General features: G+C 32.0%; 15 protein-coding genes. All 15 read left to right on the top strand.

The features are described from left to right. Window positions 1-6 precede the first annotated feature (6 nt). The 15 genes from AACQ14_RS12890 (at window position 7) to csrA (ending at window position 14322) form a co-directional block, all read left to right on the top strand. Window positions 7-849: a PRD domain-containing protein gene (locus AACQ14_RS12890; RefSeq protein WP_339363989.1), complete on the top strand. Its 843-nt coding sequence runs from the start codon at window positions 7-9 to the stop codon at window positions 847-849. Between the two features lie 194 nt (window positions 850-1043). Next, window positions 1044-1526, top strand: coding sequence for a PTS transporter subunit EIIC (locus AACQ14_RS12885; protein WP_339363988.1), 483 nt, complete (start codon window positions 1044-1046; stop codon window positions 1524-1526). Window positions 1527-1554: 28 nt separating this feature from the next. Beyond that, window positions 1555-2913 (top strand): PTS transporter subunit EIIC, encoded by a 1359-nt coding sequence (locus tag AACQ14_RS12880; protein WP_339363987.1) that lies wholly within the window; start codon window positions 1555-1557, stop codon window positions 2911-2913. Window positions 2914-2965: 52 nt separating this feature from the next. After that, window positions 2966-3448, top strand: a complete 483-nt coding sequence (locus tag AACQ14_RS12875) for a PTS sugar transporter subunit IIA (protein WP_339363986.1) — start codon at window positions 2966-2968, stop codon at window positions 3446-3448. A gap of 8 nt (window positions 3449-3456) precedes the next feature. Beyond that, window positions 3457-3720, top strand: a complete 264-nt coding sequence (locus AACQ14_RS12870; protein ID WP_339363985.1) for an HPr family phosphocarrier protein — start codon at window positions 3457-3459, stop codon at window positions 3718-3720. Between the two features lie 315 nt (window positions 3721-4035). Continuing rightward, window positions 4036-6282: an SF1B family DNA helicase RecD2 gene (gene recD2, locus AACQ14_RS12865; protein WP_339363984.1), complete on the top strand. Its 2247-nt coding sequence runs from the start codon at window positions 4036-4038 to the stop codon at window positions 6280-6282. A 49-nt stretch (window positions 6283-6331) separates the two neighbouring features. Continuing rightward, a complete protein-coding gene (locus tag AACQ14_RS12860) occupies window positions 6332-7060 on the top strand; it encodes a ComF family protein (protein WP_339363983.1) in 729 nt (242 codons plus the stop codon). Between the two features lie 17 nt (window positions 7061-7077). Then, window positions 7078-7494 (top strand): flagellar protein, encoded by a 417-nt coding sequence (locus AACQ14_RS12855; RefSeq protein ID WP_339363982.1) that lies wholly within the window; start codon window positions 7078-7080, stop codon window positions 7492-7494. Window positions 7495-7717: 223 nt separating this feature from the next. Continuing rightward, the gene (flgM, locus tag AACQ14_RS12850; protein ID WP_273321766.1) at window positions 7718-8035 is read left to right on the top strand and encodes a flagellar biosynthesis anti-sigma factor FlgM; all 318 of its coding nucleotides are present in this window, start codon (window positions 7718-7720) and stop codon (window positions 8033-8035) included. A gap of 66 nt (window positions 8036-8101) precedes the next feature. Next, window positions 8102-8611, top strand: a complete 510-nt coding sequence (locus tag AACQ14_RS12845; protein WP_339363980.1) for a flagellar protein FlgN — start codon at window positions 8102-8104, stop codon at window positions 8609-8611. 115 nt (window positions 8612-8726) lie between these two features. Further along, window positions 8727-10343, top strand: coding sequence for a flagellar hook-associated protein FlgK (gene flgK / locus AACQ14_RS12840; protein WP_339363979.1), 1617 nt, complete (start codon window positions 8727-8729; stop codon window positions 10341-10343). Window positions 10344-10353: 10 nt separating this feature from the next. After that, window positions 10354-12051: a flagellar hook-associated protein FlgK gene (flgK, locus tag AACQ14_RS12835; protein ID WP_339363978.1), complete on the top strand. Its 1698-nt coding sequence runs from the start codon at window positions 10354-10356 to the stop codon at window positions 12049-12051. Window positions 12052-12110: 59 nt separating this feature from the next. Further along, a complete protein-coding gene (gene flgL / locus AACQ14_RS12830; RefSeq protein ID WP_339363977.1) occupies window positions 12111-13424 on the top strand; it encodes a flagellar hook-associated protein FlgL in 1314 nt (437 codons plus the stop codon). Window positions 13425-13646: 222 nt separating this feature from the next. Then, a complete protein-coding gene (gene fliW, locus AACQ14_RS12825) occupies window positions 13647-14096 on the top strand; it encodes a flagellar assembly protein FliW (protein ID WP_339363976.1) in 450 nt (149 codons plus the stop codon). Window position 14097: 1 nt separating this feature from the next. Beyond that, window positions 14098-14322, top strand: a complete 225-nt coding sequence (gene csrA / locus AACQ14_RS12820; RefSeq protein WP_339363975.1) for a carbon storage regulator CsrA — start codon at window positions 14098-14100, stop codon at window positions 14320-14322. The last annotated feature ends 37 nt before the right edge of the window (window positions 14323-14359 follow it).

Raw genomic sequence — 14359 nt, 5'->3', positions numbered from 1 at the left:
GCAGTTTTGAGTGGGGAAAATGCTTATCATATCATTAAAGTACTAAATAATAATGTAGTACTAGCCAAAAAAGTTAGTAATAAGCAAGAGATGATCCTTATCGGGAAAGGTATCGGTTTTGGAAAAAAAGCTGATATAGTTACTACAATATACGAAAATAAAATACAAAAGAAATATAGTAACTCAGAAGGAGTACTCAAGGAAGAATATATTCAGCTAGTAAATGCAATAGATAGAAAAGTAATAGGAGTAGTTGAAGAAATAATACTTCTAGCAGAAAAAGAGATGGGTCATTTAGATGAACATATTCATATAGCTCTTGTAGATCACGTAGGATTTGCACTAGAACGGCTAAAACAAGGTATGGTTTTTTCTAATCCATTCCTAGATGAGATAAAAACAATGTACAAAGATGAATATAATCTAGCATTAAGAGGAAAATCATTATTATATAAGCGTCTAGGCGTTATGATACCTGATGATGAAGTAGGATATATAGCACTGCATCTGCATTCAGGAAGGCAAAGAAAAAATATTAAACATACTATAAAAGACACTAGATTATTAAAGAATATACTTGAATTAATAGAAGATGAAATAGGATATGATATAGATAAGAATCTAACTATGTATACTAGATTGGTAACTCATCTAAAGCAAAGTATCACTCGTGTGGAAAAGAAAAAAGAGATAGTGAACCCGTTGTTGGATGATATAGTCACCAAACTTGATGTAGCATATAAAATAGCTGAAAAAGTAGCTATGATAATTGAAAATGAGAGAGGGATAAAGGTATCAAAAGACGAGAAAGGATTTTTAGCATTACATATTGAAAGATTAAGAAATTAAAGAGCGTGTTACTGGTAATGCAGGCATAAGCTTATGGATAAAAGATGGTATTGAATCAATATTATGTTTTAGCTGTGAGTTTATGCTTTTTTTATTAATCCATAAGAAGGAAGAATATCTAAGACCTATACTTAAACTACCTTTTTATGAATTAATCTAATATTATATTACAAAGATTAAAGGAGGAGTTTTTTATGAGTAACAAGGCTGAGGCAACAAAAAAACAAAAAAGTGCATTATTGCTCCCAGTGGGTGTTCTGCTAGTAGCTGGAATTTTATTGCTGATAGGTCAACCAGGTGCTTTGAACATCACTTTTTTTGAAGAGATGGGGAAAACAGTATTTGCACATTTACCAATGATAGTTGCCATTATAGTAGCTATTGCACTGGCTGTTGATGATCATGGGACAGTTGTGTTATCAGCAGTATTAGGGTATTTTGTACTTAATAAAGGAGTTCAGACAATCAATGATGCTAGTAACATGGGTATAGTTGCTGGAATTATTGCAGGGATTGTAGCTGGCTTATTATACAACAAGTACAAAAATGCTCAATTACCTACATGGTTGGCTTTCTTTGGAGGGAAAAGATTTGTACCAATTGTAACAGCATTCACATGTATAATATTAGCACTTATATTTGGTTATGCATGGGTACCGTTGAAAGGATTATTCTAAAATTATATTAAAATAAGGAGGATTTATAATGCAAGTATTCAGTAAGTTACAAAAATTAGGTACAGCTTTAATGCTTCCAATAGCAGTATTACCAGCAGCTGGTATACTATTACGTATTGGTCAGCCAGATGTTCTTAACATTCCATTTATCAGTAATGCTGGAGATGCTGTGTTTAGTAATTTAGCTTTATTATTTGCCATAGGTGTAGCTATCGGATTATCAAAAGATAAAAGTAGTATAGCTGCTTTTTCTGGCTCCATAGCTTATTTTATGGTAATATCTGGAATTAACGCAATAGTACCTGGTACTGATATCGGTGTATTGGGCGGTATAGTAACAGGTGGAGTTACTGCATTTATATATAACAAACTAAAAGATAACAAGTTCGGAAAAGCGGTAGTACCTTTTGTTACATCTATAGCGTCTATTCCTTTGTCACTACTATTTTGTGTAGTATGGCCTTTTATTGCTAAAGGATTAGATATGTTTGGTAATTTTGTTATCCAATCAGGAGCAGTTGGAGCAGGGGTATATGGTTTCCTTAACCGATTATTAATACCTACAGGCTTACATCATATCCTTAACAATATATTCTGGATGAACTTTGGTGAATTCACTAATGCAGCAGGTGAAATAGTAAGAGGAGACTATGCTAGATATCTTGCTGGAGATCCAAGTGCTGGAATATACATGGCTGGATTCTATCCAATAATGATGTTTGCTCTTCCAGCGGCAGGTCTTGCTATGTATACATGTGCTAAAAAAGCAAATAAAGCATTAGTTGGTTCAATGATATTCTCTCTTGCATTTACATCATTTTTAACAGGTGTAACAGAACCATTAGAATTCAGTTTCATATTCTTAGCACCAGTATTATACGTTATACATGCAGTTCTAGCCGGTTTATCATTAATTGTATGTAATATACTGGGCATACTGCATGGATTCATATTTTCGGCTGGTTTCATAGACTATGCTCTGTACTTCAAATTAGCCACTAAGCCGTTATTGCTTCTACCAATAGGGTTATGTTTTGGAGTTATGTATTACTTTGTTTTCGTATTCGCAATCAAAAAGCTTAATCTACCTACGCCGGGTCGTTTAGATGAACAAGGTGGTAATATTGATGCTCTTATTGCAGATCTTGGTTTGGCAGGAATAGCAGCGGAGTTTGTAATGGCACTTGGTGGTAAACAAAATATCAAGGCAGTAGATGCTTGTATTACAAGACTTCGTTTGACTTTGAATGATTCATCAATAGTTGATGATGATGAATTGAAGAAGTTAGGAGCTTCAGGAGTCCTTAGACCTAATAATAAGAATATGCAGGTTATTGTAGGGCCAAAAGCGGAATTAGTAGTTGATGAAATGAAGAAGATTGTATAGAACCCCATTAATCAGTTTTATGTTATAATAACAATAATCCTAGGAGGAAATAATGTTTAAATTATTGAAAAAACAAAAAGATACCCTAATATATAGTCCAGCTAGAGGCAAAGTCGTAGAACTTGATAAAGTACCAGATGAAGTTTTTGCTTCTAGGATGATTGGAGATGGTATTGCTATTTTACCAGAGGATGGTATTATAAAAGCACCATGTGATGGTAAGATAATTCAGATATTCCCAACAAATCATGCTATAGGAATTAGTTCAGAAGAGGGTTTGGAGATTCTTATACATATGGGAATAGATACTGTAGAGTTAAAAGGTGAGGGATATGAGCGATTAATTGAGGAAGAACAGATTATTAAAAAAGGTGATCCGTTAATTAAGATGGATCTAGATTTAATCAAAGAGAGGGGCAAAGAGGTAATAACGCCTATTATAATTACCAATATGGAAAAGGTTAAGGGTTTTTCTCTTTGTAATGTAGATAAGTTTATTGAAGATGGGGTTATAATGAAAATTAGGTTAAAGTAGGGATCTATATGTTTATACAAGAAGTTATATTAAAATATAATTTCCATGCGAGGCCATGTGCTTATTTTGTTAATCAGACCTCAAAATTTGGGGCTAATATCACTATAGTCAGGGGTAATAAAAGTGGGAATGGTAAAAGTGTGATTAGTGTAATGATGTTGGAGTTGGCTAAAGGTGATAAGGTTAGAATTGTTATTGATGGAAATGATGAAAAGGAAGCCATGAGAAAAGTAGTTTATTTGATAGAAAACCCTCTTGAAAAGGACTGGTAGAGATGCTGGTTCTTTTTGCTTTGGACAACGGGACTGTAGGGAAACCATCTATAGTGATAACCACTTAATAACAGGCAAAATAGTATATGTATATGTGGAGTAGTGAGGCAGGACGCCGAGCCCAGCTATTTGCTCAGGACGAGCAATTTTGCTGGCGTAACATATACATATACTATTTTGCAAGAACCAAGTCAGAGCAAAACAATTTTCTGACTGACTTGTACTTAAAAAACCTATAACTTACTAACAATTGTCTTTAACATACATATATGATAAAATAATCTAAATGACGATACAAATATTAAAGGTGATTTCATGGAAACTCAGCAAGTTATTGAAGGAATAATTGAAGAGATTATATATAGAAATGAGAATAATGGATATTGTGTATGTGAGATTAGTATGGAAGAAGAGGATATTACCTGTGTTGGGACAATGCTGGGGGTATCTGAAGGAGAGCAGATTAGAGCGGTTGGAGAATATGTCTCTCATCATACTTATGGTAGGCAATTCCAAATAGAAAGCTATCAAAGTTTTATACCACAGGATAGGCATTCTGTTTTAAGGTATCTGTCTTCGGGAGCGATTAAGGGTATTGGACCAGCTCTTGCTAAGAGGATTGTTAAGAAGTTTGGTGATGATTCTTTTAGGATTATAGAAGAGGAACCAGAGACTCTTGCTTTGGTAAAAGGTATAAGTGAGAAGAAGGCTAACGAAGTAGCTAATATTTTTTATGAGCAGAGAGAAATGAGAAAGACAATAATATTTTTACAAGAGTATGGTATTTCATTGACCTATGCAATAAAGATATATAATAGGTACAAAGAACGTACTATGGACATTGTTGGGAACAATCCTTACAAACTTGCTGAAGATATAATAGGAATAGGTTTTAAAACGGCTGATGAAATAGCAATGAAGATGGGAATTGATAAAGATTCAGTTCATAGGGTCAAGGCTGGAATTATGTTTATTCTGGGCAGAGCTTCTCTTAATGGACATACTTATCTACCTAAGAATGATTTGATAGATAAGGCAGAAGAAATGTTGTTGGTTCCTTATGAATTGATAGAGAATGCCTTAATTGAGTTACAGATCAATAAACAAATCATCAGTAAGGAAGTTGAAGATAGAGTTATTACCTATAATATGATGTTTTATCATTTGGAGTTGAATGTGGCTAGAAAGATATATGATCTAGCGCAATATGATTATGATTTACCTGGTAATGTAGATAATGAGATTAAAGCTATTGAAGAAAGTTCAGATATTGTTTTTGATGATTATCAGAGACAAGCTATAAAAGAAGGAATTAAAAATGGAGTTATAGTTGTGACTGGAGGTCCTGGAACAGGTAAGACAACAACTATTAATTCCATAATAGAGTTATTAGAGAGACAAGGGTTAGATGTAATGTTAGCTGCACCAACAGGCAGGGCAGCCAAGAGAATGACAGAAGCTACAGGAAGACAGGCACAAACCATACATCGCCTATTAGAAATTTCTTTTATGAATAGTGAAGATAATAATAATAAATTTGAGAAACATGAGGATAATCCATTAGAGTGTGATGCTTTGATTATTGATGAAGCGTCTATGGTTGATATTGTTCTGATGAATAGTTTATTAAAGGCGTTAATTCCAGGTACTAGACTTATTATTGTTGGTGATAAGGACCAATTACCATCGGTAGGACCAGGAAATGTATTAAAAGATATCATAGAGAGCAAGAAAGTAAAAGTAGTAAAATTAGAAAAGATATTCCGTCAAGCTAGAGAAAGTGCAATTATTATGAATGCACATAAGATTAATTCTGGAGAACATATTGATCTAGCCAATAAGAAGAGTGATTTTTTCTACATAAAAAGGGCTACTGCAGGAAGTATCTTAGATGAGATGAAAACTCTGACTAAGACTAGATTACCGAAATTTGCTAATTGTTCACCTTTTGATGGCATTCAGATACTATCTCCTATGAGGAAAGGATTGCTTGGTACTATTAATCTCAACAAGGAATTACAAGCAACTTTGAATCCACCTAAAAAAGATAAGAATGAAAAGGTCTTTCGTGATGTTTTATACAGGGAAGGCGATAAGGTCATGCAGATAAAGAACAATTATAACTTGGCATGGCAGATAAAAAATGAGTATAACTTTACTATTGATGAAGGCGTTGGTGTATTTAATGGTGACATTGGAACTATAATAGAGATTAATCAATATACTAATAAATTAAAGGTAAAGTTTGAAGATGATAAAGTGGTGGAATATGAATATGCTAATCTGGAAGAATTAGAATTGGCTTATGCAGTTACAATTCATAAATCGCAAGGGAGTGAATATCCAGTAGTTGTTATTCCTCTCCTAACTGGGCCATCCATGCTTCTTATAAGGAATCTATTATATACTGCGGTAACTCGTGCTAAAAAGTATGTAGTCATTGTAGGATTAGATACTACAATATATCAGATGATTGATAATGATAAAGAGATTGAAAGGTATTCTGCACTTAGATTAAGAATACAAGAGATATTTGATACCATGAATGAAGTTGATATATAGATTATAAGATAGATAGTTTTGTTGATTAATCATAGGCAGGTTGGATTTTATGAGAATTAATAAATTAGAAGATGAATTGCTCAGTATAATTTATCCAAAACGGTGTCCCATATGTATGGATATAATACCTATAAATGAGGAAGAAAGAATTTGTGAGTCATGTGTAGAAGACCTTCCTTATATAATGGAACCCAGATGTAAAAAATGTAGTAAGCCCCTTAATAGTGAATTAGCTGGGTATTGTTTTGATTGTACTAAAAATGAACATGAATATACAAGAGGCTGGGCAGTCTGGTTATATGAAGGTAAGCTGAAAAAGGCTCTACAAAGATATAAAAACAATAATAATAAAAATTATGGTAGAATTTTCTCCAAAGAAGTAGTAACATTATATAAAAGGGAGATAGTAGAAGCACATGTTGATCTAATAATTCCTGTGCCTCTGCACATAAAAAAACAAAGAAAAAGAGGTTATAACCAAGCTGAAATAATCGCCGCAAATATAGGAAAGTATTTAGATATACCATGCAATACTAATTGCGTTTTGAGAACATTAAATACTAAGCCTCAAAAAAATCTTTCAGACAAAGAAAGAATAAACAATGTGAAAAAAGCTTTTAAAGTCATTAAATTTAATGAAATTATAGGTAAAACAATATTAATTTGTGACGATATATATACTACAGGAAACACTATAGACAGCCTTGCTAAGGAATTATTGATTAATGGAGCAAAGGAAGTATTTTTTATTACGATTGCAATAGGAAAAGGATATTAAACGGAGGTGTTTTTTATATGAACGTAAGAAATTGTGTGAAATGTGGGAAAATATTTAATTATATATCAGGTGTACCTATGTGCCCTGTATGTAAAAGTGATTTAGAGGATCAATTTCAAGTGACTAAGAAATATATTAGAGATAACCCTAATGCTAATATAGCCCAAGTGGCTGAAGAATGTGATATTTCTATTAAGCTCATACATCAATGGGTACGTGAGGAAAGACTCATATTTGCTGAAGGTTCAGCCATAGGGATTGAATGTGAGTTATGTGGTAAGACCATTAGAACAGGTAAATTTTGTGAACAATGTAAACATGATATCCAACATAATCTAGATGGTGCATACGATAAAAAAGGTGCCATACAAAAATTGAAAGACGATAAAAGTAAGAATAAGATGAGATATCTAAATAAAGATAACATGAGATAACATGCAACTAATTAATAAATACATAATGATTAAAATATGAAGTAAAGGACTGCTTCATAAGCCATTTTTGTTCTATTATCATTAATTGAGATTTCGGTTAATGTTTTTGATAACAATAAAAATAGATTATGAGACAGTCTGTTTTTATGTTTTTTCATTTTATAGCTAAATATTATAATGATGATTGCCGATAAAATAATTGAAAACAACATACAATTAAAATATGTTAGAGAAATATAATGGAAGGACGGGTTCTATCATGAGAATAAATGGGATTAAAAATGTTAACAACGCTTACAAAGTTAACCAGACAGATAGAATATCCAAAGTATCAAAGGTCAAGAAAGAGAAAGACTCACTAGCTATATCAGACATTGCAAAAGAACTACAGATAGCTAAAAAAGCAGTTAAGAATGCACCTGATATCAGACAGGATAAAGTTAACGATATAAAGAAACGTATACAATCTGGTTCATATAACGTTAGCGCTAGAGAGGTAGCCGATAAAATAGTAGACAGTTATTTTGATAAAAGAGGTTAATAGAGTAGATGTATTATTCTAACTGATAAGTGTTAGATGTTTAATATTTTGAAAGGATTGAGCACATTGGCTAGTTTAATAGAAGATTTGATAACAACTCTAGAAGAAGAAAAACAATGTTACAACAGATTACTAACAATAGGTGAAGCAAAAACAGAATTTATTATAAAAGGTGATATCTCTTCTCTTAATGAACTTACTAAGGAAGAACAGCAAATGGCTTCACGTGTTCTTAGAATAGATAAGAAAAGAGAAGAAATAATTAATGATATCGCTATAGTAACTAACAAGAATGCTGATGAATTAACTATAAATAATTTAGCAGTTCTACTAGCCAAACAAGAAAAAGAACATACTCAGTTAAGCAGTCTTAAAGAGGATATTAAAAATGTGGTTGAAAATCTACAGATAATTAATGATAGAAATAAGATTTTACTAAAGGAATCACTTGATTATATTGATTTTACAATGAATGCTATTCAAAGTGAGAGTTCTATGACAAATAGCAACTATGAAGCACAAGGCAATATATATAATTCTCAAGATGGTAGAAGATTCTTTGATGCTAAACAGTAATGGATAACTAAATAGATATAAAATAGTTGAGTATTAAGAGGTATAAGCCTAGATTATTGATAGGGTTTAGCTTATAACTCTTAATACTTAACTACGAAGGATAAAATAATAGTGAATGAACAGTAGAGGTGATAATGTGTCGTCAATAAGTAGTTTATCTAGAGCCATATCAGGATTACAAGCTAGTCAATATGGATTACAAGCAACCGCACATAATATGGCTAATGTTAATACACCAGGTTACGTTAGACAACAAGTCCTAATGAAAGATTCAACTTATATAAAAATAGGTAGCAATGGATATAGTAACCTAATGGTCGGTATGGGTACAGATGTACAGGCTTTACGTCAAGTTAGAGATATGTTTCTTGACGGAGCATTCAGAAATGAAGTAAGCAGGTACGGATATTATAATTCAGGTGCAGATGCTTTAGATGAGATACAAACAATTCTAGGAGAAACAGAAGGGGAAAGTATGGAAAAGATACTTGAAAAGTTCTGGAAATCCCTTAATGAACTCTCTAAGCATCCTGATGGGAAAGAAGCAAGAGGTACATTTGTTCAAAGTGCTGTTCTTTTTGTAAACAAAGCGAATCTTATTATGGAACAATTAGATGAATATCAAATGAATCTTAATAAACAGGTTACTGACAAAGTAGATGAAATAAATAGATTAGGCGAAGAAATCAGCATGCTTAATGATAAAATTGTTAAATATGAAATAAATGGTGACAACGCTAACGATTATAGAGATGCAAGGAACAATGCTCTAGACAAATTAGCAAATATCATTGATATAACTTACAAAGAAGACAAGCTTGGAAATGTTATAGTTAAAGCTGAAGGTTTTGATTTTGTATCGGTGGGTAATGTGAACAAAATTGAGCTTGAACAAGCAGTACCTAACAGTCCTCTAGTATCTCCTATATGGAAAGCAACTGGTAAAAGAGTATTTAATCTAGATACAGAAATTTCACCAGAAAAAGAAAATGATAGGGGTTCTCTAAAAGGAATATTACTATCAAGAGGAACTAGACGAGCTAACTGGATGGATACAGAGGATGAAAATAATTTCAATGATAATGTAAAACCTTCTGTTATTATGAGGACTCAATCTAAATTTGATTTATTTGTTCATTCGGTTGTTACCGCTGTAAATGATATTATCGCACCTATAGCAAAGAAAGGTCCTTTTGGGTTAGATGGTTCCCAGAATATAGAGATTTTTAAGAGAAAGCATATGGATAGGTATGATAGTAGTGATACATACATTACTGAGGAAGCGACAAATCCTAATTCATTATATTCAGCTGGTAATCTAGAAATCAATCCTGAAGTATTAAATGATTATGATAAAATATGTATAACTGGAGTTCAGGGTGAGGTTCAAAATAATGATGTTGTAGAAGAGATTAAAGCTATATGGCAAGATTCACGCATAGAAGAATATCCTGGTTCTGATTCCAAATTGAATGTAAATGAATATTATGTGAGCTTTGTTGGAGATATAGGTAATGTAGGTAAAGTTACCAAGACACAGATGGAGAATCAACAAATACTTATCGCACAGATAGATAATCAAAGAAGTATTCTTATGGGTGTATCATCTGATGAGGAATTAGGTAATATGATGAAATATCAGCATGCATATAATGCATCTGCAAGAGTAGTAACTGTAGTAGATCAGATGTTAGATCAAGTTATTAATAGATTAGGTCTTGTAGGAAGATAGGGGGAGTTAAATGCAATCGTCATTTTTTGGATTAAATGTGGCAACACAAGGTTTATTTACAGCAAGAACATGGTTAGATATAACTAATCATAATATTACTAATGCCCAGACTCCTGGTTACAGCAGGCAATTCGGTGTTCAATCAGCTTGCAGACCGTTACCTAATAATGGTATTGGAATGATGGGTACTGGTTCTGAAATACTAAAGATCAGTCAATACAGAAATAAGTATCTAGATACTAAGTTTTGGAGTAATTCCAGCCATCTTGGAGAGTATACAGTAAAGAATTCACAGACAAGCAGTATAGAAACAATTCTTAATGAAATAAAAGATACAGGTATATCAAAACAGTTTGATGATATGTTTGATTCATTGCAGAAACTATCTACAGACCCATCAAATGAATCTTATAAAATTAATTTTATTGATATGGCTAAAAGTTTTTCAAGATTCTTCAATGATATTGGAGACAAAATGAGGTCTTTTCAAAGAGAAGCAAATTTCTCTATAAAAACTAAGGTAGACCAGATTAATTATTGTGCTAACCAGTTAGCCACTCTTAACGAACAAATAGAAAATGTTGAGTTCTCAGGTGCAGAGGCAAATGACCTAAGAGATAAAAGAGCACTTATAGTAGATGAGTTATCACACATAATAAATGTTAAGGTGGATGAACGTGTAGATATTAATGGTAAGAAGACTTTCTCAGTTTTAGCCAACGGACAAAAGCTTGTTGAAGGAACTAAGGTAAATCTATTAGAAACTAAATCAAGAGAACATCTTAATAACCCAGAAGATGAACCAGGATTATACGATATATACTGGGCAAATGGGAATAAATTCGATATGACAGACCCTGAGCTTGAAGGTGAGTTAAAAGGGTATATTGATATGAGGGATGGGAATAATGGTAATAATTTTAAGGGTGTAATAAATTCATTAACTACAGCTAGTAGTACTATTTTGGTCAGTAATGTTAATAGAGCTGATTTACCAGATAAAGGCGAAATTAAAATTGATGGTGTAGTATATAAGTATGATAGTTTTACATATGATGAAGGAAATAATGAGGTGACTTTTACATTAGCTTCTAATGCACCAGCAGGAGCTAAAAATGTTAGTATGGGAGAAGATCTTAAATACAAAGGAATCTCATACTATACAGAAAGATTAAATAACTTTGTAAGGACTGTTGCTGAGAAATTCAATGAAATACATAAAGATGGTAATAATGGTACTGGTGGTCCATTATTTACATTCAAAGATTACAATCCTGGAGATGTTGTTGATTATAGTAAAATGACTATTGATAATTTCCAATTCTCCTCAGAAATAGCATCGGACATAGATAAGTTATTAACAAGTTCCGATCCAACTTCAGGTGAAAGTGATAACGACATCATTAAAAGAATGCTCGACTTAAAACATGATAATGATATGTTCAAAACTGGTGAACCAGGTAACTATATTCAAGCCTTGATAGGGGAGTTAGGAATAGATAAAAGTCAAGCAGCCAGTTTTGAAAAAGGTCAGGTCGATCTTAACTTGATGATTAATAATCAGAGATTATCATACTCTGGCGTTGACCTCAATGAAGAAACAACCAATATTATTAAGTTTCAACAAGCTTATGTTATATCAGCACAAATGATACGGGTATTTGATGAGATATATGATGTAACAATCAATAGAATGGGAGCTAACTAATTATAAGTGGTTTAGTAAAAAAGTGTGATTATCATATAGATAAGGAAGGTGTAATCTGAATGCGAATAACGAATAATATGGTAGCAAATAATATACTTCTAAGTCTTAATAGAAGTAAATATGCCTATAGTATTTACGAAGGACAATTAGCTACAGGTAAAAAGATTCAAAAGCCCTCTGATGACCCAATAGTTGCAGTCAGAGCATTGAAATTCAGAACCAGCGTTAGAGAGGTAGAACAGTACAAATCAAATGCCAAAGATGCAATATCTTGGATGACAGTTACCGAAAATTCTATCACCAATATTATTGAAATCGTTAAAAAAGCTAGGGATTTATCTGTACAAGCTTCTAACGATCCTCTAGGTATTGGTGAAAGAGAGAGTATTATTACTTCATTAAAGCAGTTAAAAGACCAACTTGCTAATGAGGGAAATGTGGATTACGCTGGTAGATATGTTTTTACTGGGTATAAGACGGATCAGCCTTTGACGTTTACGGAAGCAGTAAAGGGTAAAAATTATAAGATAAAAGAGGAATTTAAGAGTGATGATGTTGAAACTATTGAAAAGATAGTAGATGATACCCCTAATCCAAGAGTAATTAATGTGGATAGGATAAGGTTGGGGTATTCAAATATAAAAGATGGTGTTACTGTTTCTATACCTAAAGCTACAGGTACACCACCTGATTTTACAGTTAATACTTTAGATTCTAATAATCCTAATGCTTATGAACCAGCTAAGGGAGAAGTTAATTTTCTAAAGGACACAGGAGAATTAATATTTAATTCTACAGATAAGGCTGAAATACCAACAGATATAACATTTGAATATAATAAAGATGACTTTGAAAAGAATGACCTTAATCCAATACATTATTTTGAATGTACTGATTATAATAATGTTGATTATAAAAATCAAAGAGACAATATCAGTTACCAAGTAAGCTATAATCAAAGTGTTCCAATTAATTCCTTGGGAAAAGATTTAGTCACTGTTGACCTAATGAGAGATTTAGAAGAGATGATAAATGAAGTTGGTAAAGTATCAAAAGATGGTTCTAAATATGATGATTTATTAAAAGATAGTCTAGGAGATAAGTTTAATCAGCTGATAGGTAAGATTGATAAACACAAAAATGGTCTGCTTAAACAAGAAGCTGATTTAGGTACTAGAATTAATCGAATGGATTTAACGATTAATCGTTTGGAAGATGATAAAGTTAACTTTACTGATTTGATGTCTCAAAATGAAGATATTGATGTTGCAGAAGTAATTATGAAAATGAAATCTCAGGAAATGGTTTATAATGCAGCGTTAATGTCATCTACTAAGATAATACAGACTACTTTGTTGGATTTTATTAGGTAGATAATAGTAAGATAAATATTTTAATATATACTATAGACGCATGAAGATATGCGTCTATAGTATTATCAAGTGGAATAAAATACCAAAATAATTTATATATTATATCTTTATATGTTAAATAATCAATGATATAATAATATTATGGTATATTTTGTATGAATTACTTATTTATTCCTAGATAAAAAGTTTCATGATATAAATAAACTCATAAGGGGTGGTAAAATGCTAGTTGATACAAAGCATTTTGGTAAAATAGAAGTTGATAAGGAACACATTAATACATTTGATGAAGGTATATTTGGATTTACTGAATATCACAAATTCACTACCATACATGAGAATGATATTTTTTGTTGGTTACAGTCAATAGAAGATAAGGATATAGTGTTACCAATGATATGCACACCATTGGTATTTCCGGATTATGCTCCAGAAGTTAATGATGAATTGATTTTACGCATTGGAGACTTAAAAGAAGAAGATTTACTTTTATACACTATAATTGTAGTTCCAACAGATATTGAAAAGATGACTACTAACTTAAAAGCACCAATCATCATTAATACTAAGACTAAAAAAGGTATTCAAGTTATACTAGATAGCGATAAATACGAAATTAAGCATAATCTATATGAACCCCTAAAACAATTAAAGCAAAAGGTGGGTGAATGATATGCTAGCATTATCTAGGAAAAAGGGTGAAGGTATTATTATTGGGGATGATATTGAGTTAGTTGTTCTTGATGTTTTTAAAGATGGTGTAAGGATTGGAATAAAGGCACCTAAAAATATTTCTGTACATAGAAAAGAGATTTATTTGCAAATTCAGGATGAGAATAAAAAGGCGATGGAAACTTCAAATGGTGTAACAGAAATTATAAAGAAAATGTTTGAGTGAAATATTAACAATAACCTACAAGTTTATATAATAATTC

Source organism: Vallitalea maricola, assembly GCF_036985595.1.
GTDB classification, from domain to species: domain Bacteria; phylum Bacillota; class Clostridia; order Lachnospirales; family Vallitaleaceae; genus Vallitalea; species Vallitalea maricola.
This window is presented reverse-complemented; position numbering and strand designations above follow the sequence as displayed.